The organism is Paraburkholderia sp. (assembly GCF_050742655.1).
Classification (GTDB): domain Bacteria; phylum Pseudomonadota; class Gammaproteobacteria; order Burkholderiales; family Burkholderiaceae; genus Paraburkholderia.
In genome coordinates, this window is sequence record NZ_JBOIGG010000004.1 from 288,282 (window position 1) to 308,940 (window position 20,659).

The window sequence follows — 20,659 nt, forward strand, 5'->3', positions numbered from 1 at the left end:
TCATGAAAAACTTTTTTCGCCCGCTCATCGTGATCTTCGCGGTCATGGCCGCGTTGACCGGGCTTGCTTATCCGGCCGTGATGACGGCGGTCGGCCAGATCGCCTTCAACAGCCAGGCCAACGGCAGCATGATCGAGCAGAACGGCAAGGTAGTCGGCTCGGCGCTGATCGGCCAGCAGTTCGATGCGCCGCAGTACTTCTGGGGACGTCTGTCGGCGACGAGCCCGATGCCGTACAACGCGCAGGGCTCGAGCGCGTCGAATATCGGCCCGACCAACCCGGCGCTGTCCGACGAAGTGAAGGGCCGCATCGACGCACTGAAGGCCGCGGGCACCGACATGTCGAAGCCCGTGCCGATCGATCTGGTGACGTCGTCGGGTAGCGGTCTCGATCCGGAAATCAGCCCGGCCGCCGCCGCGTATCAGGTCGATCGCGTCGCGAAGGCACGCAAGATGAATGCGAACGACGTCGACGCGCTGGTCGAGCGTTATACGCACGGACGGCAGTTCGGCATCTTCGGTGAAGCGCGTGTGAACGTGCTGCAGCTGAATCTCGCGCTCGACGCCGCTGGGCACGGCTGATCCCGACGCTTCGGCCAGGTCCGGTTCGATCCGGACCGGTTCGCGTCGGTTCAGTCCGCGCCGGTTCGCGAAGGCAGGCGGCGCCTATCCGGCGCCGCCGCCGTTTTTGCCGGGCGTGTCGCGGCCATCCCCCGTGAATTTGCAGCGGCCGCAACGCCGTGCGACCATCGCGGCATCGCGAGCCGGCTTTCCGGCCGGTACCGCCGGCCCCCTATCGCCCTCCGTCCTGTTCCATGACACGACCCGATCCCGACGAACTGCTCGATAAACTGCAGCGTGAAGAAGAAAAAAGCCAGCGCGGCAAGCTGAAGATCTTCTTCGGTGCCTCGGCTGGCTCGGGCAAGACCTACGCGATGCTGCAGGCCGCGCGCCGCCACCAGGAAGAGGGTGTCGACGTGGTGGTCGGCATCGTCGAAACGCATGGCCGCGGCGAGACCGCCGCGCTGCTCGAAGGCCTCGAAGTCCTGCCGCTCGCGCAGATCGAATACCGCAATCGCAAGCTCGCCGAGTTCGATCTCGACGCGGCGCTCGCGCGTCGGCCGCAACTGATGCTCGTCGATGAACTCGCGCATTCGAACGTGCAGGGCGCGCGTCACCTGAAGCGCTGGCAGGACGTGTACGAACTGCTCGACGCGGGCATCGACGTCTACACGACGGTCAACGTCCAGCATCTCGAGAGCCTGAACGACGTGGTCGGGCAGATCACCGGCATCCGCGTGTGGGAGACGGTGCCCGACCGTGTGTTCGACAGCGCCGACGAGATCACGCTGGTCGATCTGCCTGCCGAGGAACTGCTCGCGCGGATGCGCGAGGGCAAGGTCTATCTGCCCGCACAGGCCGAGCGCGCGGTGCGCAATTTCTTTCGCAAGGGCAACCTGATCGCGCTGCGCGAGCTGGCGTTGCGGCGCACCGCCGACCGCGTCGACGCGCAGATGCGCGAGTACCGCGCGGACCGTTCGATCCAGCGTATCTGGCAGGCGCGCGAGCGGCTGCTGGTGTGCGTCGGTCCCGGTCCCGAGGCGCCGACACTGGTGCGCGGCGCCGCGCGGCTCGCGGCGAGCCTGAAAGCCGACTGGATCGCGGTCTACGTCGAAACGCCGGCGCTGCAGCGGCTACCCGCCGCGCGCCGCGAACGCACGCTCGATGCGCTGCGTCTCGCATCCGAACTAGGCGCCGAAACCGCGACGCTCGCGAACAGCGACGCGGTCGCCGCGCTGATCGGCTATGCGCAGGTGCGCAACGTGTCGAAGCTGGTCGCGGGCAGTTCGATGCGCAGCGGTTTCATGCGGCGGCTGCGGCGGCCGTTCGGCGAGCGTCTCGCGGAACGCGCGGGCGATCTCGACCTGACGCTGATCCGCGCATCCGACACGCGTGAAGCGGGCCGCGATGCGCCGCGCACGCCGCTCGACGAAGGCGTGCGCGCATGGCGCGAGGCGCTCGGCGCGGCCCGCGAGCGCCGTTCGCCGCCGCGCGCGTATGCGTGGACGCTCGTGCTGTGCGCGGGTATTACGCTGATCGCGAGCCAGCTGATCGATCGCATCGATCTCACGAACCTCGTGATGCTGTATCTGCTCGGCGTGATCTTCGCCGCAGTGAAGCTGGGGCGCGGGCCAGGCGTGTTGCTGTCGTTCGCGAGCGTCGCGGCATTCGATTTCTTCTTCGTGCCGCCGCGCATGTCGCTGTCCGTGTCGGACACGCAGTACGTGCTGACCTTCACGGGCATGCTGCTGACGTCGCTCGTGATCAGCCACCTGACGTCGAGCCTGCGTCGCGAGGCGAGCGTCGCGCAGCGCCGCGAGGCGCGTACCGGCGCGATGTACGCGATGGCGCGCGAACTGGCCGCGGCGCTCACGACTGAGCAGATCGTCGGAATCGGCAGCCGGCACGTGCACGAAGTGTTTCGCGCGCGCGTCGCGATGCTGCTGCCGGACAGCGCTGACCGCGTGCGGCAGAAGATCGAGGACCCCGACGCCGCGGTGACGCTCGACGGCTCGGATCTCGACAGCGATGTCGGTCAGTGGGTCTACGACCAGCAGAAGCCGGCTGGCCATGGCACCGACACGCTGCCCGCGACGACCGCGCTGTATCTGCCGCTGAAGGCGCCGATGCGCACGCGCGGCGTGCTCGCGGTGTCGACGACCGATCCGCACGAACTCGACGTGCCTGAGCAGCAGAGAATGCTCGACGCGTTCGCCGCGCAGATCGCACTCGCGCTCGAACGCGTGCATTACGTCGACATTGCGCGCGACGCGCTCGTCAATATGGAATCGGAGCGGTTGCGCAACTCGCTGCTGTCGGCGATCTCGCACGATCTGCGCACGCCGCTCACGACGATCGTCGGTTTCGCGTCGATGCTCGCGCAGACGCGTCAGCAAGCGCATGCGCAGTCGCCGGATGCGCCTCCTCAACCCGGCGACGATCTCGTCGAAGCGATTCACGAAGAATCGCTGCGGATGGCCGGCATCGTCACGAATCTGCTCGACATGGCGCGTCTGCAGGCGGGCGGATTGCAACTGAACCGCCAATGGACGCTGCTCGAAGAGACCGTCGGCGCCGCGTTGCGCGCGTGCCGTCGCGTGCTCGCGCGACATCCGGCGCAGGTGCGGCTGCCGCCCGATCTGCCGCTGCTGCAGCTGGACGCCGTGCTGATGGAGCGCCTCTTCGCGAACCTGTTCGAGAACGCGGCGAAGTACACGCCGGCCGATACGCCGCTCGCGATCGGCGCGCAGCGCATCGATGACAACGACGGGAAGCCGTTCGTACGCGTGACCGTCGACGATACGGGCCCCGGTCTGCCGCCCGGCATGGAGACGCGCATCTTCGACAAGTTCACGCGCGGCGAGAAGGAATCCGCGAAGCCGGGCATCGGGCTCGGGCTCGCGATCTGCCGGGCGATCGTCGAGGCGCACGGCGGTACAATCGGCGCGCTCAATCGGGTTGGTCAGGATGGACGCGTCGAAGGCGCGCGTTTCTGGTTCACGCTGCCGGTCGAGACGCCGCCGCCCGCACCCGATGCCGCCGATCTGCCGGACGTGGACGACGAAGACTTGCAGGTGCATCCCGACGATGCACACGATCTGGCCGGGGGCAGCGCCAGCACGGAAGCTGTCCACCGTCGCGCGACACCCGATGACCCGCCCGTGCACGATGGCACCCAACCCGTAGCGGGACCGACCCATGAATGAACCGAGCATTACCGTCGTCCTGATCGAAGACGAAAAACAGATCCGCCGCTTTGTACGCAGCGCGCTGGAAGGCGAGGGCATCGTCGTGCACGACGCGGAAACGGGTAAGCAGGGTTTGATCGAAGCGGCGACGCGCAAGCCCGATCTCGTGATCGTCGATCTCGGGTTGCCCGATACCGATGGCCTCGACGTGATCCGGGAACTGCGCGGCTGGAGCGAACTGCCGGTGATCGTGCTGTCGGCGCGCACCCAGGAAAGCGAGAAGGTGGCCGCGCTTGACGCCGGCGCCGACGATTATCTGACCAAACCGTTTGGCGTATCGGAGCTGCTCGCGCGGATTCGCGCGCACATGCGCCGCCGCAACCACGGCGGCGCGAACGAGACGCCGCAGGTGCATTTCGGCGCCGTTACCGTCGACCTTGCGCTGCGTCAGGTGTCGCGCGACGGCACGGCCATCCATCTGACGCCGATCGAATACCGGCTCCTCGCGACGCTCGTGCGCCACGCGGGCCGCGTGCTGACACACCGGCAACTGCTGCGTGACGTGTGGGGGCCGTCGCATGTGGAGAGCCACCACTATCTGCGCATCTACATGGCTCATCTGCGGCAGAAGCTCGAGCGTGATCCTGCGCAGCCGGAGCATATCGTGACCGAAACGGGTGTGGGTTACCGGCTGGTGGGGGCCGTGTAAAACAGGCGTTTGCTACAATGCGGGCTCGCAAGGACGGCCTTGCGCATCTGCATCGAACGGGGACGGCCCCATTTTTCATGGAGTCGTTTCATGTCCTGGATTCTTCTGTTTATCGCCGGTCTGCTCGAAGTCGCATGGGCCGCCGGCCTCAAAACCTCCGACGGTTTTACCCGGCTGTGGCCGTCCGTGTTCACCATCGTGACCGCGATCGGCAGCTTCGTGCTGCTCGCGATGGCGATGCGCCAGTTGCCGCTCGGCACGGCCTACGCCGTGTGGACGGGGATCGGCGCAGTCGGCGCATTCGTGTTCGGCATTGTGGTGATGGGCGAGGTAGTGAGCTTCGCGCGGATCGCGAGCGCGGGGCTGATCGTCGTCGGGTTGATCGGGTTGAAGCTGTCTTCGGGGCATTGAGCTAGCCCTTTGCCCTTTACTGGTCCGTTACGGGCCCTTTACGCAGCGGACTGCGAATCAACGTGTCTATAATGAAGCTGGTATCAACCGAATAACCTGCAATTGCCCGCGTTCCCGGCCCCTCGCATCGGCCGGCGGCTCGCGCGGGTCGGCGGCTTCGGCACGGCGGATCGTCCACTGAGATCCGGCGAACCGGCCGAAGCACCCGGCAGCGGCGCGCGCCAGGAGGCGGCCATGCTTGAACCTCTCTCTCTTGCGGCAGGTCTGTCCTGGGGCAGCGGCCTGCGCCTCTACCTGACGGTTCTGCTGGCCGGCGTGCTCGAACGCCTCGGCTTCATCCATCTGCCCGATACGCTGTCCGTGCTCGCGTCGCCGTGGGTGATCGGCGTGGCCGCGATCCTCACCCTTACCGAATTCCTCGCCGACAAAATCCCCGCGTTCGATTCGCTGTGGGACGCCGTGCATACGTTCATCCGCATTCCCGCCGGCGCGGTGCTCGCGGTCGGCGCGTTCGGCCATGCGGACCCGGCGCTCCTCACGATCGCCGCGCTCGCGGGCGGCACGCTCGCCGGCACCGCGCATCTCGCGAAGGCGGGCACCCGCGCGCTGATCAACCTGTCGCCGGAACCGGTGTCGAACGTGGTCACGTCGACCGCCGAAGACGGCCTCGTGTTCGGCGGTCTGCTGCTCGCGCTGTTCGTGCCGGTGCTGTTCCTCGTGCTGCTGATCGGTTTCCTGGTGCTCGCCGGCTGGGCGCTCCCGCGTCTGTGGCGTGGCGTGCAGGGCGGTTTTCGCGGGATGGCCACGCATATGGTGACGCGCTTCGGTTCGCTCAGAGGCAGGCACGATTGAACGATTCCCAGCGGACTGAATTGCCGCCCATCGCGGCGCACCGGCTTGCGTGGCCGGACCTCTTACGCCAGGTACTGCGGATGACCGCGCGCGACTGGCGCGCCGGCGAACTCACGATGCTGCTGCTCGCGCTCGTGCTCGCAGTGGCCGCGCTCGCGAGCGTCGGCTTTCTGGCTGACCGTCTGCAGAAAGGTCTCGAGCGCGACGCGCGGCGGATGCTCGCCGCCGATTTCATCGTGCGCGCCGATCATCCGGTCGATCCGCAGTTCTTCGCGCAGGCGAAGTCGCTCGGTCTCGACACCGCGACTACCGCGATTTTCCCCAGCATGGTGGGCACCGCCTCAGGCACGCAGCCGGTGTCGCGGCTCGCCGCGCTGAAAGCGGTGTCGCCCGGCTATCCGCTGCGCGGCGAACTGCGGCTCGCGCCCGCCGAGAACGTGCCCGACCATGCCGAGCGCGGCATTCCGCCGCCGGGCGTCGTATGGGCCGACCCGGCGCTGCTCGATGCGCTGAAGCTGCACGTCGGCGACACGGTGCGGGTCGGCAACCGCACGTTCAAGATCGGCGCGGTGATCACGCGCGAGCTCGACCGCGGCTTCGCGTTCGTCAATTTTTCGCCACGACTGATGCTGAACGCCGGCGATCTGCCGTCGACCGGCCTCATCGCGTACGGCAGCCGCGTCACGTATCGTCTGCTCGTCGCCGGGCCTGATCCGGCCGTCGCGACGTTCGCGCAATGGGCGCATCAGCACGTCGACGGCGGCAAGATGCGCGGCGTCGGCCTCGAATCGCTGCAGGACGGTCAGCCGCAGGTCCGGCAGACGCTCGATCGCGCGAGCCATTTCCTCACACTCGTATCGCTGCTGACCGCGCTGCTCGCGGCGGTCGCGATCGCGATGGCGGCGCATCGCTACATGCGTCGGCATCTGGACGGTTGCGCGGCGATGCGGTGCCTCGGCGTGAGTCAGCGGACGCTGCGCACGCTGTTCACGCTCGAATTCGTCGGGCTCGGCTTGATCGGCGGTGCGCTCGGCGTCGCGCTCGGCTATGCGGGGCATCTTGCGCTGCTGTGGTGGCTCGGCAGCCTGATCGACGTCGTGCTGCCGCAGCCCGGCGTGCTGCCGGCACTCGAAGGGATTGCGGCGGGACTCGTGCTGTTGCTCGGCTTCGCGCTGCCGCCTCTGCTGCCGTTGACGCGCGTGCCGCCGGTGCGCGTGCTGCGACGCGAATGGGGCGACGCGGGTCGCACTGCGTGGGCCGCGTATGCGCTCGGCGTCGTGTTGTTTGCAGGGCTGCTGATCATTGCGGCGGGCGAGTGGAAACTCGGCGGGATCGTCGCGGGCGGTTTTGCGGGCGGACTGCTCGTGTTTCTCATCGTCGCGCGCATCGCGCTGTGGGGCGCGGCGCGGTTTGCGCGCAGCGAGCGGCTGAACGTCGGCATCGGCTGGCGCTATGCGCTCGCATCGCTCGAACGGCGCAGCGGCGCGAGCGCGCTGCAGATCACCGCGCTCGGCATCGGCCTGATGTGCCTGCTGCTGATCGCGATGACGCGCAACGACCTGATCGCCGGCTGGCGCCACTCGACCCCGCCCGACGCACCGAACGAATTCATCATCGACATCCAGCCCGATCAGCGCGCGGCGATCGGACAGTACCTGACCGATCACGGCTGGCCCGACGCCGCGCTGTCGCCGATGGTGCGCGGACGGCTCATCGCGATCAACGGCAAACCGATCAATCCCGATACGTACAAGAGCGGGGATGCGCGCCGGCTCGTCGATCGCGAATTCAACCTGTCGTATACGTCCGAATTGCCGTCCGACAACCTGATCGCCGACGGTACCTGGTACGGCACGACGGACAAGCCGCAGATCTCGATTGAGCAGGGGCTCGCGAAACTGGTAGGCGTGAAGACCGGCGACGTGCTGCGCTTCGACGTGACCGGGCTGACCATCGAGGCGCCGGTGACGAGCGTGCGCAAGCTCGACTGGGGATCGTTCAAGGTCAATTTCTTCGTGCTGATGCCGCCCGCGGCGCTGCAGGATTTTCCGGCGACGTTTATCACGAGCTTCCACGTCGGGCCGCCGCAGCAGTCGACGGTCGACCGCCTCGTCGCGACCTGGCCGAACGTCACGGCGATCGACATGGGGCCGATCCTCGCGCAGGTGCAGCGCGTGCTCGAACAGGTGATCGGCGCGGTGCAGTTCCTGTTCGCGTTCACGCTCGCGGCCGGCATCCTCGTGCTGTACGCGGCGCTCGCGGGCACACGCGACGAGCGTATGCGCGAATCCGCGCTGCTGCGCGCGCTCGGTGCATCGCACCGGCAGGTACGCGCGGTGCAGGTCGCGGAGTTCATCGCGGTCGGCGCGCTGTCGGGGTTGATGGCCGCGATCGGCGCGCAGATCATCGGCTGGGTGCTCGCGACGCGCGTGTTCGAATTCCACCTGAGCTTCAATCCGTGGCTGCTGCCCGCGGGCGTTGCCGCGGGTATCGCGTGCGCGGCGCTCGGTGGGTGGATGAGCCTGCGTCATGTGCTCGCGCGGCCGGCGCTGCAGTCGCTGCGTGATGCTTGAACCCCAGGCGTGAGGCCCACGCGAGTACCGATCCGATCCACTGAATTGAAAAACCGATTGACCGTATGACCGAACCGACCGAAGCCACGCCCGAGCAAACGACGGCGTTCGAACTCGTAGGCGGCGAGGCGCGCGTGCGCGAACTCGTCGACCGTTTCTACGACCTGATGGATCTCGAACCCGACTTCGCCGGTCTGCGTGCATTGCATCCGCCGACGCTCGACGGCTCGCGCGACAAGTTCTTCTGGTTCCTGTGCGGCTGGCTCGGTGGTCCGGATCATTACGTCAGTCGCTTCGGTCATCCGCGTCTGCGCGCACGGCATTTGCCGTTTGCGATCTCATCGAACGAGCGCGATCAGTGGCTGCAGTGCATGGCGTGGGCGATGGAAGAGGTCGGGTTGGCCGAAGCGCTGCGGGAGCGGTTGCTGCATTCGTTTTTCGATACGGCGGACTGGATGCGTAACCGGCCGGACTGAGGGGCTGCGCCACACCACGAAAGGTCTGTGCACGGCCAGGGTTCGCGAACAAGTACGGCTGCGAATACCAGCGAACTGGCCCGGCCCCACAACCAGTACAGTACCGCCCGCGCAGCGCACGAGCCTGCCACTCCTCAGGCCCGCATGCCCGGCATAATCATCGTTTGCAAGAACCCCACGGAGACCCCACCGATGACCACGCGCGCACTCTTTCGCGAGGACGCCTACCTCACGCATTGCGAAGCCGCGATCACCGCCATTGATGAGCACGGCATCCATCTCGACCAGACCGTGTTCTATCCGCTCGGCGGCGGCCAGGCGGGCGATGCCGGCGCGCTGATACTCGCCGACGGCACCCGCATCGAGATCGCCGATACGCGTAAGGCGAAGTTCGAAGGCGCGACGCCCGACGACGCGGTGCATGTGCCCGCGCCGGGACAGGAAGCCCTGCTCGCGCGCATCGCGGCGGGCGAGCCCGTGCGCGCGGAAATCGACTGGGCGCGCCGCTACCGGCACATGCGGCTGCATACCGCGAGCCATCTGATGTGCGCGGTGCTGCCGTATGCGGTCGATGGATGCAGCATCACGATCGACTACGCACGGCTCGACTTCGCGACCGTCGAGCCGATCGAGCGCGAAGCGGTCGAAACACGGCTCGCCGAACTGGTCGGCGGCGCGCATGATGTCGCGACCGAATGGATTACCGACGACGAAATGCAGCAGCGTCCCGAACTCGTGCGCACGATGAGCGTGAAGCCGCCGGTGGGCCTCGGGCGCGTGCGGCTGCTGCGCATCGAAGGCGTCGACCTGCAGCCGTGCGGCGGCACGCACGTACGCAACACGCGTGAGATCGGTGCGCTGCGTGTCGCGAAGCTCGAGAAGAAGAGTGCGCGTACACGGCGTCTTGTGCTGGAGTTCGCATGAGCGCAAATGCTCACGCGCCGCTCGATCCGCGCGCGGCGGACGTGCTCGAATGCTGGTTCGGCGTGCCCGGCACCGATGGTTTTGGCGACGAGCGCAAGCAGTGGTTCGCGCGCGACGCAGCGTTCGACGCGATGCTGCGCGAGCGCTTCGGTGCGCTGATCGACGCGGCCCGCGCGGGCGAACTCGACGACTGGACGCGCACGCCGGAAGGCGCGCTCGCACTCGTCATCGTGCTCGACCAGTTCTCGCGCAACTGTCATCGCAACACCGCGCGTGCATTCGCCGCTGACGCGAAGGCGCTGCAGATTGCGACGCAAATAATCGAGCAGGGCGACGACCTGCGCCTGCCGACCGCCCATCACCGTGCGTTCGCGTATCTGCCGTTCGAACACGACGAGTCGGCGGCGAGCCAGCAGACGTCGCTGCGACTCTTCCAGCAACTCGACGCGGACCCTGCAGCCGCGCACGCCGACTACTACCGCTACGCGCAGCGGCACGCGGAGATCGTCGAGCGCTTCGGGCGCTTTCCGCATCGCAATGCACTGCTTGGTCGTGTGTCGACCGAAGCGGAGCTCGCGTTTCTGCGCGAGCCGGGGTCGTCGTTTTGAGTGTCGTTTTGCTTATGGCGAGCAGCCTCGTCGCCTCCGGAAGCTTCAGCGCCCGCCCGTCACATCAAGCAACGTGCCGTTCACATACGACGCCGCATCGGTGAGCAGCCACACGATCGCCTCGGCGACCTCATCCGCGCTGCCGGACCGGCCGAGCGGCGTCTGTGCGCCGAGCACCGCGGCACGATCAGGGCGACCACCGCTCGCGTGGATCTCGGTGTCGATCAGTCCAGGGCGCACTGCGTTGACGCGAATCCCACGCGGACCGAGTTCTTTCGCGAGGCCGATCGTCATCGTATCGATCGCGCCTTTCGAGCCCGCGTAGTCGACGTATTCGTTCGGCGAGCCGAGACGCGCCGCAGCCGACGACACATTGACGATCGCACCACCCGCGCCGCCGCGGTCGGTGGCCATTCGGCGTGCCGCTTCCCGCGCGCACAGGTACGCGCCGAACACGTTCACGTCGAACAGCCGCTTCAGGCGCGCGGCGTCCATGTCGGCGAGCGGCATCGACGGCGCGACGATGCCCGCGTTGTTGACGAATGCAGTGAGCGGGCCGAACGCCTGCTCGGTCGCGTCGAACATCGCGACGACGGCCGCTTCGTCGGAGACGTCGCCGGGAATCGCGATCGCGCGGCCACCGGCGTGCTGCACTTCGGCGACGGCGGCTTGCGCGGCCGCCGCGTCGCGCGCGTAGTTCACGCCGACCGACCAGCCGCGCGCGCCGAGCAGGCGCGCAGTCGCGCGGCCGATGCCGCGGCTCGCGCCGGTGATCAGAACGACAGGGGACATTGAAGACTCGCTGGGATCAGAACAAAGGGTCGTCGGGTTCAGACGGCCGGGCGGTTACCGTGATTGTCGGCCCACTTGTCGTGCGCGACCGGCCGATACGCCTTCAGCTCTTCGATCAGCGCGACGGGACTCGCGTTCACGTACAGCACGTCGAGGAAGCTCTGCTTCATGAAGCCCTCTTCGACGGTATGTCGCAGCATCGCCATCAGCGGATCGTAGAAGCCGTCGATGTTCAGCACCGCGACCGGCTTCTGGTGATAACCGAGTTGCGCCCACGTGTAAGCCTCGAACAGTTCTTCGAGCGTGCCCGCGCCGCCCGGCAGCGCGACGAACGCGTCGGCGAGATCGGCCATCATCTTCTTGCGATGATGCATGTCGGGTACGACGTGCAGTTCGGTCAAACCTTCGTGGCCGACTTCCTTGTTGACGAGCAGTTCGGGAATGATGCCGATCGCGCGGCCGCCGCCTTTCATCACTTCGTCGGCGATCACGCCCATCAGGCCGACCTTGCCGCCGCCGTAGACGAGCGCGAGGTCGTGCTCGACGAGCGCGCGGCCGAACGCGCGCGCCGCTTCCGCATACACCGGACGGGCCCCGTTAGCGGAGCCGCAATACACACACACCGACTTCATTGCTCAACCATCCTTCGGTTCGTTGCGCGGAGCCGCGCCTTCTTTCGGCGGCAGGTAATCGTAGAACTCGCGCTTCGGCAGCTTGCCCGATACCAGATCGTCGAAGATCTGCCGCGAGCGTCCGCGCAGATATGGCGCCATCAGCGACACGACCTGCACGCTCACCTGATGCAGCTCGTCGCGGATCGTTTCCTGCTCGTTGTACTTACGTGGGTTCATCACGAACTGATACGACAGCCAGTACGTGGTGATGACGCCGATGTTGGTCGCCATCACGCCGATTTCCTCGGGGGTCGCGATCATCTCGCCATCTGCGACAAGCTGCTCGCAGAACTGGCTCGCGAAGCGCACCTTGTGCGTGATGATCTGCTTGAAGTGCGTTTCGAGCGTGCGATTGCGCGCCAGCAGGTCGTTCAGATCGCGATACAGGAAGCGATAGCGCCATGTGAAATCGCCCATGTACTGCAGATACGACCACATTTCGTCGATCGTCGCGCGGTGATCGTCCGGGAAACGCAGACGCTTCTCGATCTCCTGCTCGAACTGGCTGAAGATGCTGTTGATGATGTCGTCTTTGTTGCGGAAGTGGTAGTACAGATTGCCCGGGCTGATCTCCATTTCCTCGGCGATCGTCGTCGTCGTGACGTTCGGTTCGCCGATATCGTTGAAGAGCTTCAGCGATAGTTCGAGAATCCGTTCTCGGGTGCGACGGGGAGGTTTGGCTTCCATGACGTCCGGCCCTGGTTTCGCCGGGAGGGCGCGGCGGCAAGCCGCTGCTGCATGAGCCACCCGGACGCGGTTGGTATTGGAGATAGCCGGTCGATTATAAACCGACCGTTCGCTTTCCAAGCCAGCAATCAGGGTTTTCATTTTCGTCGCGACGCGACGGATATGCAATGCGCTTCGCGCAAACGTTAAAGCAGTGCGGCGATCCAGTGCCACACGAGCGGTCCGACGATCAGCCCCCACGTCATCACGCACATGAACAGCGCGACCATCACCGCGGCGCTGCCGAGATCCTTCGCGCGTCGCGACAGTTCGTGGCGCTCGAGCGAGATGCGATCGATCGCGGCCTCGACGCTCGAGTTGAGCAACTCGACGATCAGCACCAGCAGCACCGAGCCGAGCAGCAGCACGCGCGACACGGGATCGACGGGCACCACCACGCCGCACGGCAGCAGGATCGCGGCGAGCGTCAGCTCCTGGCGGAACGCGCTTTCTTCGCGGATTGCGACGCGAAAGCCGGCGAACGAATTTTTCATCGCGTGCCATGCGCGCGTGACGCCGCGATTGCCCTTGTACGGATTGAACGGCAGCGGTGTGAGCGGATCGTCGGGGCCGAGCGGTTCGTGTCCGTTCGGGTGGTCGTGCGCGGGTTCGTCCGGCTGCGGCGCGGCGCGATGCACCGACGCGACGCGCGGCTTCGCGTCGGACGTTGCAGGGGCCGTACCGTTGTTGTGCTCGGGATCGGGACGCACGTCGTCGAAGGGATCGGCGCCGGTCGCGTGCGACGGCAACGCGCCATTCGCGTCGCGCCGCACGGATGAGGTCCTGGCTCGCATGGACGGCGTCTTGATCACGCGGCGGCGCTGTTCTCGGCGAACGATTCGCGCTGCAGCGGCTTCAGGTGCGCCGCGAACTGCGCGGACGCCGCAGCCCACGAGAAGCGCTCGGCCCATGCACGCGCATGCTGGCGATCGATCTTCAGCGCTTCGAGGCACGCTTCGCGCAGATCCTCGTTCATCGCGCCGGCGCCGCCATTGCCCAGTACGTCGACCGGACCGGTCACCGGGTAGGCGGCGACCGGCGTGCCGCACGCGAGCGCTTCGAGCAGCACGAGACCGAACGTGTCGGTGCGGCTCGGGAACACGAACACGTCGGCAGCCGCATAGACCTTCGCGAGTTCCGCCTGGGTCAGCACGCCGAGATAGTTCGCCTGCGGATAGCGCGACTTCAGTTCGGCGAGCGCGGGGCCTTCGCCGGCGACCCACTTCGAGCCCGGCAAATCGAGCTTCAGGAAGGCCTCGACGTTCTTCTCGACGGCCACGCGCCCGACGTACAGGAAGATCGGCCGCGCGCTGTTAAGCACCTTCGAATCCATCTGGTGGAAGATGTCGAGATCGACGCCGCGGGTCCACAGCACGACGTTCGTGAAGCCGAATTTCTCGAGATCGGTCTTGACGATCGGCGTCGGCGCCATCACTGCGAGCGACGGTTTGTGGAACCAGTGCAGGAAGCGGTACGTCGCCCCGAGCGGGATGCCGAAACGCGCCTGCACGTACTCGGGAAAGCGCGTGTGATACGCGGTCGTGAAGGGCAGTTTGTGCGAGATCGCGTAGTTGCGCGCAGCGAGGCCGAGTGGGCCTTCGGTCGCGATGTGCAGCGCGTCCGGTGCGAACTCGTCGATGCGCTGGCGCAGCTTGCGCTTGGGCAGCAGCGACAGACGAATCTCCGGGTACGTCGGGCACGGAATCGTTTTGAACTCGAGCGGCGTCAGCAGATCGACGCGGTGGCCGAGCGCGATGAGTTCGCGCGTCGTGTTCTTCAGCGTGCGCACGACGCCGTTGACCTGCGGCTCCCATGCATCGGTGACGATCATGATCTTCATCGGTTCTGGCCCAGTCGGAGTGAATCGGAAAACAGCGTGCAGTGAGACGCGGAATGAAGCATGTCAGGCGGTTGCCTTGGCCTTCTGTACGTCGGCCTGCGGCGAGCGCATCACGGTCCAGTAGATCACCTTGAGTTCGCCCTCGAACGTCTCGACGAGTGCCGACAGACTTTCGACCCAGTCGCCATCGTTGCAGTACAGCACGCCGTCGATGTCGCGAATCTCCGCCTTGTGGATGTGGCCGCAGACCACGCCGTCGCAGCCGCGGCGGCGTGCTTCGTCGGTCATGACGCGCTCGAACGACGAGATGAAGTTCACCGCGTTCTTCACCTGATGCTTCAGGTACTGCGACAGCGACCAGTACTGGAAGCCGAAGCGGCTGCGGATCCGGTTGAACCAGCGGTTCAGCACGAGGATCAGCGTGTACAGCGTGTCGCCGAGATACGCGAGCCACTTTGCGTGCTGGATCACGCCGTCGAACAGATCGCCGTGCACGATCCACAGACGCTTGCCTGCGAGCGTCGTGTGAAACGCTTCGCCGCGCACGTGGATGTCGCCGAACGCGAGGTCGCAGAACTGTCGCGCGGCTTCGTCGTGATTGCCTGGGATGAACACGACCTGGGTGCCCTTGCGCGCCTTGCGCAGGATCTTCTGTATGACGTCGTTGTGCGCCTGCGGCCAGTACCAGCCTTTTTTCAGCTGCCAGCCGTCGATGATGTCGCCGACGAGGTACAGGTACTCGGATTCGTTGTGCCGCAGGAAGTCGAGCAGGTACGTCGCCTGACAGCCGCTCGAGCCGAGGTGAATGTCCGATAGCCAGATCGTGCGGTAGCGGTGCGATGCTTCGCCATCCTCATCGCGTTGCGTATCGTGCGCGACAGGCGGCGATGGAGCGATGGGTAGTGGCAGTGGCAGCGCGCTGCCGGGAGAGGAGTTGGGCCGGAACGCGACGGGGTCGACGCTCGGGCCAATCTGGCGGAACAGGGAAGTCGCGGACGTTTTGGGGTCCATGGCTCACGCGTCGAGTTGCGGTACACGCATTCGGCCATTGGCGCGTGACTACGCCGTGACAGTCACGAGAAGTTCTTATTACGCCGATTGCGTTGTGGCAACGGCGCGACGGCGAGATGTGCGTTGAGGCGACGCGGAAGGTGCCTGGCTAGCGCGCGATCGCGACGATCCGCGTGCCCGCGAGCCGGTCGTGCAGGAACTGGTGCGTGTTGAAGAGGGCCGTCGAGGCCCACAGCACGAACCAGATTGCGGCGATCACGAGGGTCTGCGGCACCGCGAGTCCAAGCAGCGGATGCAGTGCGAGCGGCGGCAGGAACCACAGCCACGCGAGCACGTAGCGCAGTACCGCGCGCGGTGTGGTCACCGGTGCGCCATCGGCATCGACGAGACGCACGTGCCAGGTTTTCATCGGCAACGTCTGACCGCTGTGTGTCCAGAACCAGACGAAATACACACCGACGACGAGCCCGATCCACGCGGCGAGTACGTTGTGATGCGTGAGGCCGTTGCGTTGCTGTGTCAGTGTGCTGAACAGATAGCCCGCGATGAACACGATGCCGAACAGGATCACGCCTTCGTAGACCATCGTCGCGAGGCGTCGGCGGATGGTCGGCACCGTTGAACCGGGAACGGGGGGCAAGGGGGTAGTGAGGTCTGACACGGCGGCGGAATCGGTCATGGCAGGCGGGGCTCAGGAACCGTTGAAGATCGACGGTGCTTCGGACGGCGACACCGGAATCGGCGTGGCCGGCACGAAGCTCCCGGCGCCCGGAATGGCCGGCGTGGGCAATGCGCCCGCCGCCGTTGCGGACGCAGCCGACACGGCGCTCGCGCCGCGCTCCTTTGCATTGAGCCGGTCGAGATCCTTGACCTCGGTCTTGCCGGACGGCGGCGCGCTGACCACGGTCGGGCGGCGTTTGCGTTCGCTCGCGGCGAGGCGCTCCTTCTGTTCTTCGGGCAATTGCTGGTAGGCCTTCCACGCGTTCTGGCGGGTTTCGCGCGGCAGCTCTTTCGACACCTGGTAGTTTTCGCGCGCGACGCGGCGCTGTTCCGGTGTCATGCGTGTCCACTCGGTCATCCGGTCGTGCAGCCGCTTTTGCGCATCCGGAGAGAGCTTCGAGTAGCGCGACGCGATCTTCAGCCACTTGCGACGACGCTCGTCGCCGAAGGTGTCCCACTGGCTCGCGAACGGCGCGAGCGCGACGCGCTCGGCATTGCTCAGACGGGCCCACGCGAGCGGATTATTGCTGGTCGGCAACCCGGGCAGTTCGACTGACAGCGAAGGCGTCACCGGCTTGACCGCAGTGCCGGTACCGGCCGGACGCGTGGCCTGTGACGGCGAAGGATAGAAGCGGGGGAAGGTGGCGGCGAACGACACCAGGGCTGCGATTGCGCACCCGAAGACAACGGCCAGGCCGCGCTTGTAGCTCACCCGTAGACTCTCCCGCTCAATGCGCGCGCGACAGATACGCGTTGAAACCGTGATCCAGATACGCGTTGAGCGGCAGGTCGTCGCTCAACATCGCAGCGTCGATGTCCGCGAGTTCGGCGGTGCGCTGCTGGTCTTCCCAGTAAGCGATCGCGACGAGGCTGACGACGAGTGCGGCGAGCGGCCACGCCAGCGCGAAGCGACGCAGCCGCGATGGACGGCGCTGCGGAGCATGCGCGAGGCCGGCAGGCATGCCGGCGAACGCAGGAACGAAGACCGGCGCGGCGACGGGTTCGGGTTTCTTGCGGGCGAGGGCGACACGGCGCGCCGCGGCGAGGCGGTCGACGGTGGCGGGCGGGATGCTGGCCGCGTTTTCGTCAAGCGCACGGCGCAGCTGCCGCGCAAACTCGAGTTCTTTAGTATCGGGAGCGGAGCTCATAGCGTGATTCCTTTGGCCTTGAGCGCATGCGCCAGCGTGTGGGTGGCCCGGGAGCAGTGTGTTTTCACGCTGCCTTCGGAGCAGCCCATTGCGGCGGCAGTCTCAGCGACATCCATATCTTCCCAGTAACGCATCAGAAAGGCCTCCCGTTGACGTGCCGGTAATTTTTGGATCTCTTCGTCGATCAGCTGCAGGATCTGCTCGCGCTCGACCTTCTGTTCGCCACTTTCGGCGCCCACCGAGCCTTCCCTGGCCTCGAACGTTTCGAGCGGGTCGAATTCGTCGTCGTCGGCGCTGCCGAGCGACGAAAACAGGCTGACCCACGTATTGCGCACCTTCTGGCGACGGAAATAGTCATGCGTCGCATTCTGGAGAATACGCTGAAACAGTAGCGGCAACTCAGCGGCGGGGCGGTCGCCGTATTTTTCGGCGAGTTTGATCATCGCGTCCTGCACGATGTCGAGCGCAGAATCGTCGTCCCGCACGGCGTAGACCGTCTGCTTGAACGCGCGCCTTTCGACGCCCGCAAGAAAGTCGGCGAGTTCCTTGTCTGATGCCATCCGTTGGGGATCGGCGCAACGAGCGTGCGCGTAAACGTTCGAAAAATGTCGTAAAACCCGCGGATGCTAGCAAACTTTCGCCGCGCCGGGTTAAAACGCGGACATACAGGGCCTGTCATGGCGATCTTCGCGAAAGCAGGAAGAAGGCTGGGCGAAAGCAACCGGCCCGCCGATTGTCTCACCGACCCGCAGCCAGTCCCGCTTTTACCGCCCTTATGGCTCGCCGCGCTGCAGCGCGGCATTATTTGCTTGACCGCGCGCCGCCGAGCCGCTATCGTCGGCGGTTCGCAACATAAGTGACTGTCTCAATTGAGGCGTGGCCCAAGAAGCCCGCCTGCCAACTGGACGCGCCGCTTGAACCCGAGCCACAAGCCCGGCAGAGAGCACCCAATCAATTTTTTGCCGAAAATTCGAAAGGTGAATGATGAACATGCCCAGCGCGGAATTCTCCACGTCGGATACCACTCCGTCCCACGAAGCTGACTCTATCGGCGCCACCGTGCTCATGCAGGCACTGGCCGACGAAGACGTCGAATTCGTCTGGGGCTATCCCGGCGGCTCGGTACTCTACATCTACGACGAGCTGTACAAGCAGGACAAATTCCAGCACGTTCTCGTACGCCACGAGCAGGCCGCGGTCCACGCGGCCGACGCCTACGCACGTTCGACCGGCAAGGTCGGCGTGTGCCTCGTGACCTCCGGCCCCGGTGTCACCAATGCGGTGACCGGCATCGCCACCGCCTACATGGATTCGATCCCGATCGTCGTGATCAGCGGCCAGGTGCCGACTGCCGCGATCGGTCAGGACGCGTTCCAGGAGTGCGATACCGTCGGCATCACGCGACCCTGCGTGAAGCACAACTTCCTCGTGAAGGACGTGCGCGACCTGGCGGCGACGGTCAAGAAGGCGTTCTATATCGCTCGTACCGGCCGGCCCGGCCCTGTGCTGATCGACATTCCGAAAGACGTGTCGAAGATGCCGTGCCGCTACGAGCCGCTGAAGAACGTGTCGCTGCGCTCGTACAACCCGGTTACCAAAGGCCACTCTGGTCAGATCCGCAAGGCCGTCGCGCTGCTGCTGTCGGCGAAGCGTCCGTATATCTACACCGGCGGCGGCATCATCCTCGCTGACGCGGCTCGCGAGCTGAACCAGTTCGCCGATCTGCTCGGCTATCCGGTCACGAACACGCTGATGGGCCTTGGCGGCTATCGCGCGAGCGACAGGAAATTCCTGGGCATGCTCGGCATGCACGGCACCTACGAAGCGAACATGGCGATGCAGTACTGCGACGTGCTGATCGCGATCGGTGCGCGCTTCGACGACCGTGTGATCGGCGACCCGGAGCACTTCGCGTCGCGGCCGCGCAAGATCATTCACATCGACATCGATCCATCTTCCATCTCGAAGCGCGTGAAGGTCGACATTCCGATCGTCGGCGACGTGAAGGAAGTGCTGAAGGAACTGATCGAACAGCTGCAGACCGCCGAACATGGCCCGGACACCGAAGCGCTCGCGCAATGGTGGAAGGACATCGAGGAATGGCGCGCGAAAGACTGCCTGAAGTTCGACCGCAAGAGCGAGATCATCAAGCCGCAGTATGTGATCGAGAAGGCGTACGAACTGACCGACGGCAATGCGTTCGTGTGTTCAGACGTCGGCCAGCATCAGATGTGGGCGGCTCAGTTCTACCGCTTCAACAAGCCGCGCCGCTGGATCAACTCGGGCGGCCTGGGCACGATGGGCTTCGGCCTGCCGGCGGCGATGGGCGTGAAGATCGCGCATCCGGACGACGACGTGCTCTGCATCACCGGCGAAGGCTCGATCCAGATGTGCATCCAGGAGCTCTCGACCTGCAAGCAGTACGAGACGCCGATCAAGATCATTTCGCTGAACAACCGCTATCTGGGTATGGTGCGCCAGTGGCAGCAGATCGAATACAGCAAGCGCTATTCGCATTCGTACATGGACGCGCTGCCTGATTTCGTGAAGCTCGCTGAGGCGTACGGCCACGTCGGCATGCGCATCGAAAAGACCGCGGATGTCGAGCCGGCGCTGAAGGAAGCGTTGCGTCTGAAGGATCGCACGGTGTTTCTCGATTTCCAGACCGATCAGACCGAGAACGTCTGGCCGATGGTTCAGGCCGGCAAAGGCATCACCGAGATGCTGCTCGGGTCGGAAGACCTGTAACGACGGTTTCGTCCGCCGGCTTCGCCATGCGCGCCTTCACGAAGGGCGCGAACGGGCGAAGCGGCGCGAACCTCGCCAACGTCGATCAATCATCTGGAAGAAGCGAATATGAGACACATTATTTCCGTCCTGCTGGAAAACGAACCCGGCGCGCTGTCGCGCGTGGTCGGCCTCTTTTCCGCACGCGGGTACAACATCGAAACCTTGACGGTGGCCCCGACCGAAGACCATTCGCTGTCGCGCATGACCATCGTTTCCATTGGCTCGGACGACGTGATCGAACAGATCACGAAGCATCTGAACCGCCTGATCGAGGTGGTGAAAGTGGTCGACCTGACCGAGGGCGCCCACATCGAGCGCGAGCTGATGCTGATCAAGGTAAGGGCAGTCGGCAAGGAGCGTGAAGAAATGAAGCGGATGTCGGATATTTTCCGCGGCCGCATCATCGACGTCACCGAGAAGACCTACACGATCGAACTGACGGGTGCGAGCAACAAGCTCGATGCGTTCCTCGAAGGACTCGACGCCACCGCGATTCTCGAAACGGTCCGCACAGGCGGCTCCGGCATCGGGCGCGGCGAACGCATCCTGAAGGTTTGACGCCACATCGATCGGGACCGGGACGCGCCGCGCGTCACCGGCCATTCCCTGCAGCAAACCCGGCATCGTCCGGGTCCACTGATTTCACTGATTTGAATA

At 65.5% G+C, this 20,659-nt stretch carries 20 protein-coding genes and 1 pseudogene; 11 read left to right on the forward strand and 10 right to left on the reverse strand.

All coding sequences use genetic code 11. The annotated features are described in order from the left end of the window. Positions 1 to 2 precede the first annotated feature (2 nt). From kdpC to ACREXZ_RS08570, 9 genes are all read left to right on the forward strand, one after another. Positions 3 to 581 carry a potassium-transporting ATPase subunit KdpC gene (gene kdpC / locus ACREXZ_RS08530; RefSeq protein ID WP_431763612.1) on the forward strand — a complete coding sequence of 193 codons (579 nt, stop codon included), beginning with the start codon at positions 3 to 5 and terminating at the stop codon, positions 579 to 581. Positions 582 to 814: 233 nt separating this feature from the next. Beyond that, complete coding sequence (locus tag ACREXZ_RS08535; protein ID WP_431763613.1) at positions 815 to 3,766, forward strand: DUF4118 domain-containing protein; 2,952 nt, start codon at positions 815 to 817, stop codon at positions 3,764 to 3,766. Then, entirely contained in the window at positions 3,759 to 4,457 is a 699-nt protein-coding gene (gene kdpE, locus ACREXZ_RS08540; protein WP_431763614.1) for a two-component system response regulator KdpE, read from the forward strand. Before ACREXZ_RS08535 ends, kdpE begins: the two co-directional genes overlap by 8 nt. 90 nt (positions 4,458 to 4,547) lie before the next feature. Then, on the forward strand, positions 4,548 to 4,868 hold the full coding sequence (sugE, locus tag ACREXZ_RS08545) for a quaternary ammonium compound efflux SMR transporter SugE (protein ID WP_431763615.1): 321 nt from the start codon (positions 4,548 to 4,550) through the stop codon (positions 4,866 to 4,868). A gap of 234 nt (positions 4,869 to 5,102) precedes the next feature. Beyond that, positions 5,103 to 5,720 carry a DUF4126 domain-containing protein gene (locus ACREXZ_RS08550; protein ID WP_431763616.1) on the forward strand — a complete coding sequence of 206 codons (618 nt, stop codon included), beginning with the start codon at positions 5,103 to 5,105 and terminating at the stop codon, positions 5,718 to 5,720. Positions 5,721 to 5,800: 80 nt separating this feature from the next. Then, on the forward strand, positions 5,801 to 8,293 hold the full coding sequence (locus tag ACREXZ_RS08555) for an ABC transporter permease (protein ID WP_431763688.1): 2,493 nt from the start codon (positions 5,801 to 5,803) through the stop codon (positions 8,291 to 8,293). Between the two features lie 65 nt (positions 8,294 to 8,358). Then, on the forward strand, positions 8,359 to 8,769 hold the full coding sequence (locus tag ACREXZ_RS08560) for a group II truncated hemoglobin (RefSeq protein ID WP_431763617.1): 411 nt from the start codon (positions 8,359 to 8,361) through the stop codon (positions 8,767 to 8,769). Positions 8,770 to 8,961: 192 nt separating this feature from the next. After that, a complete protein-coding gene (locus ACREXZ_RS08565) occupies positions 8,962 to 9,693 on the forward strand; it encodes an alanyl-tRNA editing protein (RefSeq protein ID WP_431763618.1) in 732 nt (243 codons plus the stop codon). Beyond that, complete coding sequence (locus ACREXZ_RS08570) at positions 9,690 to 10,301, forward strand: DUF924 family protein (protein WP_431763619.1); 612 nt, start codon at positions 9,690 to 9,692, stop codon at positions 10,299 to 10,301. Before ACREXZ_RS08565 ends, ACREXZ_RS08570 begins: the two co-directional genes overlap by 4 nt. A 45-nt stretch (positions 10,302 to 10,346) precedes the next feature. Here the strand turns inward: ACREXZ_RS08570 and ACREXZ_RS08575 are convergent, their stop codons facing one another. The 10 genes and pseudogenes from ACREXZ_RS08575 to ACREXZ_RS08620 form a co-directional block, all read right to left on the reverse strand. Then, complete coding sequence (locus ACREXZ_RS08575; protein WP_431763620.1) at positions 10,347 to 11,093, reverse strand: SDR family oxidoreductase; 747 nt, start codon at positions 11,091 to 11,093, stop codon at positions 10,347 to 10,349. A 38-nt stretch (positions 11,094 to 11,131) separates the two neighbouring features. Beyond that, the gene (locus ACREXZ_RS08580) at positions 11,132 to 11,725 is read right to left on the reverse strand and encodes a TIGR00730 family Rossman fold protein (protein ID WP_431763621.1); all 594 of its coding nucleotides are present in this window, start codon (positions 11,723 to 11,725) and stop codon (positions 11,132 to 11,134) included. Between the two features lie 3 nt (positions 11,726 to 11,728). Then, positions 11,729 to 12,454 (reverse strand): TetR/AcrR family transcriptional regulator, encoded by a 726-nt coding sequence (locus ACREXZ_RS08585; protein WP_431763622.1) that lies wholly within the window; start codon positions 12,452 to 12,454, stop codon positions 11,729 to 11,731. Between the two features lie 185 nt (positions 12,455 to 12,639). Continuing rightward, the gene (locus ACREXZ_RS08590; protein ID WP_431763623.1) at positions 12,640 to 13,287 is read right to left on the reverse strand and encodes a diacylglycerol kinase; all 648 of its coding nucleotides are present in this window, start codon (positions 13,285 to 13,287) and stop codon (positions 12,640 to 12,642) included. 14 nt (positions 13,288 to 13,301) lie between these two features. Next, positions 13,302 to 14,333 carry a glycosyltransferase family 4 protein gene (locus ACREXZ_RS08595; RefSeq protein WP_431763624.1) on the reverse strand — a complete coding sequence of 344 codons (1,032 nt, stop codon included), beginning with the start codon at positions 14,331 to 14,333 and terminating at the stop codon, positions 13,302 to 13,304. A 63-nt stretch (positions 14,334 to 14,396) separates the two neighbouring features. Beyond that, positions 14,397 to 15,227: pseudogene (locus tag ACREXZ_RS08600) on the reverse strand (UDP-2,3-diacylglucosamine diphosphatase); the annotation flags it as partial. 265 nt (positions 15,228 to 15,492) lie between these two features. Then, the gene (locus ACREXZ_RS08605; RefSeq protein ID WP_431763625.1) at positions 15,493 to 16,023 is read right to left on the reverse strand and encodes an RDD family protein; all 531 of its coding nucleotides are present in this window, start codon (positions 16,021 to 16,023) and stop codon (positions 15,493 to 15,495) included. A gap of 12 nt (positions 16,024 to 16,035) precedes the next feature. Further along, positions 16,036 to 16,776, reverse strand: coding sequence for a DUF3106 domain-containing protein (locus tag ACREXZ_RS08610; RefSeq protein ID WP_431763626.1), 741 nt, complete (start codon positions 16,774 to 16,776; stop codon positions 16,036 to 16,038). 16 nt (positions 16,777 to 16,792) lie between these two features. After that, positions 16,793 to 17,212: a DUF3619 family protein gene (locus tag ACREXZ_RS08615; RefSeq protein WP_431763627.1), complete on the reverse strand. Its 420-nt coding sequence runs from the start codon at positions 17,210 to 17,212 to the stop codon at positions 16,793 to 16,795. Beyond that, complete coding sequence (locus ACREXZ_RS08620; RefSeq protein WP_431763628.1) at positions 17,209 to 17,772, reverse strand: RNA polymerase sigma factor; 564 nt, start codon at positions 17,770 to 17,772, stop codon at positions 17,209 to 17,211. The genes ACREXZ_RS08615 and ACREXZ_RS08620 overlap by 4 nt, the downstream gene beginning before the upstream one ends. Before the next feature lie 424 nt (positions 17,773 to 18,196). On the opposite strand from ACREXZ_RS08620, the gene ACREXZ_RS08625 reads away from it, so the two are divergent. After that, positions 18,197 to 19,960: an acetolactate synthase 3 catalytic subunit gene (locus ACREXZ_RS08625; protein ID WP_431763689.1), complete on the forward strand. Its 1,764-nt coding sequence runs from the start codon at positions 18,197 to 18,199 to the stop codon at positions 19,958 to 19,960. A 108-nt stretch (positions 19,961 to 20,068) separates the two neighbouring features. Then, the gene (ilvN, locus tag ACREXZ_RS08630) at positions 20,069 to 20,560 is read left to right on the forward strand and encodes an acetolactate synthase small subunit (protein ID WP_133650607.1); all 492 of its coding nucleotides are present in this window, start codon (positions 20,069 to 20,071) and stop codon (positions 20,558 to 20,560) included. Positions 20,561 to 20,659 lie beyond the last annotated feature (99 nt).

Coding starts and splice junctions, on each gene's coding strand:
- ilvN (WP_133650607.1), top strand. CDS start 20,069: ATGAGACACATTATTTCCGTCCTGCTGGAAAACGAACCCGGCGCGCTG.
- ACREXZ_RS08555 (WP_431763688.1), top strand. CDS start 5,801: ATGACCGCGCGCGACTGGCGCGCCGGCGAACTCACGATGCTGCTGCTC.
- ACREXZ_RS08565 (WP_431763618.1), top strand. CDS start 8,962: ATGACCACGCGCGCACTCTTTCGCGAGGACGCCTACCTCACGCATTGC.
- ACREXZ_RS08625 (WP_431763689.1), top strand. CDS start 18,197: ATGAACATGCCCAGCGCGGAATTCTCCACGTCGGATACCACTCCGTCC.
- ACREXZ_RS08550 (WP_431763616.1), top strand. CDS start 5,103: ATGCTTGAACCTCTCTCTCTTGCGGCAGGTCTGTCCTGGGGCAGCGGC.
- ACREXZ_RS08595 (WP_431763624.1), bottom strand. CDS start 14,333: ATGAAGATCATGATCGTCACCGATGCATGGGAGCCGCAGGTCAACGGC.
- kdpE (WP_431763614.1), top strand. CDS start 3,759: ATGAATGAACCGAGCATTACCGTCGTCCTGATCGAAGACGAAAAACAG.
- ACREXZ_RS08535 (WP_431763613.1), top strand. CDS start 815: ATGACACGACCCGATCCCGACGAACTGCTCGATAAACTGCAGCGTGAA.
- ACREXZ_RS08615 (WP_431763627.1), bottom strand. CDS start 17,212: ATGAGCTCCGCTCCCGATACTAAAGAACTCGAGTTTGCGCGGCAGCTG.
- ACREXZ_RS08590 (WP_431763623.1), bottom strand. CDS start 13,287: ATGCGAGCCAGGACCTCATCCGTGCGGCGCGACGCGAATGGCGCGTTG.
- ACREXZ_RS08605 (WP_431763625.1), bottom strand. CDS start 16,023: ATGACCGATTCCGCCGCCGTGTCAGACCTCACTACCCCCTTGCCCCCC.
- ACREXZ_RS08560 (WP_431763617.1), top strand. CDS start 8,359: ATGACCGAACCGACCGAAGCCACGCCCGAGCAAACGACGGCGTTCGAA.
- ACREXZ_RS08575 (WP_431763620.1), bottom strand. CDS start 11,093: ATGTCCCCTGTCGTTCTGATCACCGGCGCGAGCCGCGGCATCGGCCGC.
- ACREXZ_RS08580 (WP_431763621.1), bottom strand. CDS start 11,725: ATGAAGTCGGTGTGTGTGTATTGCGGCTCCGCTAACGGGGCCCGTCCG.
- sugE (WP_431763615.1), top strand. CDS start 4,548: ATGTCCTGGATTCTTCTGTTTATCGCCGGTCTGCTCGAAGTCGCATGG.
- ACREXZ_RS08620 (WP_431763628.1), bottom strand. CDS start 17,772: ATGGCATCAGACAAGGAACTCGCCGACTTTCTTGCGGGCGTCGAAAGG.
- ACREXZ_RS08585 (WP_431763622.1), bottom strand. CDS start 12,454: ATGGAAGCCAAACCTCCCCGTCGCACCCGAGAACGGATTCTCGAACTA.
- kdpC (WP_431763612.1), top strand. CDS start 3: ATGAAAAACTTTTTTCGCCCGCTCATCGTGATCTTCGCGGTCATGGCC.
- ACREXZ_RS08570 (WP_431763619.1), top strand. CDS start 9,690: ATGAGCGCAAATGCTCACGCGCCGCTCGATCCGCGCGCGGCGGACGTG.